This is a genomic window from Citrobacter sp. TBCS-14 (assembly GCF_005280805.1).
In the GTDB taxonomy this organism is placed as follows: Bacteria; Pseudomonadota; Gammaproteobacteria; order Enterobacterales; family Enterobacteriaceae; genus Citrobacter; species Citrobacter gillenii.
Genome location: NZ_SZWM01000072.1, coordinates 1 through 588, shown reverse-complemented (window position 1 = coordinate 588; position 588 = coordinate 1). Strand labels below are relative to the sequence as shown.

General features: G+C 55.5%; 1 pseudogene. It reads right to left on the bottom strand.

Annotated elements, in window-relative coordinates:
• Positions 1 to 588, bottom strand: a pseudogene (locus FDX22_RS00400) (arginine decarboxylase); the annotation flags it as partial.

Genomic DNA, 588 nt, shown 5'->3' with positions numbered 1-588 from the left:
GTAAGTGTCAGGATGTTCCTCTACCAGTTCCGGCATCACCTGTGAGAGCGGAGTATTGGCATCATAGTGGTGTTTGAAAGAGCACAGTGTGTTTATCAGCGTGCCCCATTTACCACGGGTGATCCCCATTGAGAACAAGAACATAATCTGGAAATCGGTGGTACGGGTCGGTACGATGCCGTGGCGGCTAAGCCAGGCGGTAACCAGCGCCGCCGGAACACCGGTCTGTTCCAGNTTTCTTCCAGCTCGCCGTCGTCGCCCATTCCCGGTGCCAGAATGCTGACCTTAATCGGGTCCAGCATGCTCCAGTTATCCGGCAGGTCTTTAAAGCCGTGCCAGGATTCACCCGGGCGCATCACCCAGCAATTCTGGTCGGTGGTCAGCAGTTGGGTCGGTGCATCCGCGAAGTCGTAGGTTTCGCCGGTTTGTGGATCGGTGACCACCTCTTTGTTCCACGGTTTGAAGAACCAGTCGCCCTCAGCCGTGAATTCTTTGTACAACCGTGCCATCGCTTGACGGAAATCGACGGCTTCATCGATCACTTCCTGGGTGAGCGACAGGCCACTGTTACCGTCCATCATGGAAACT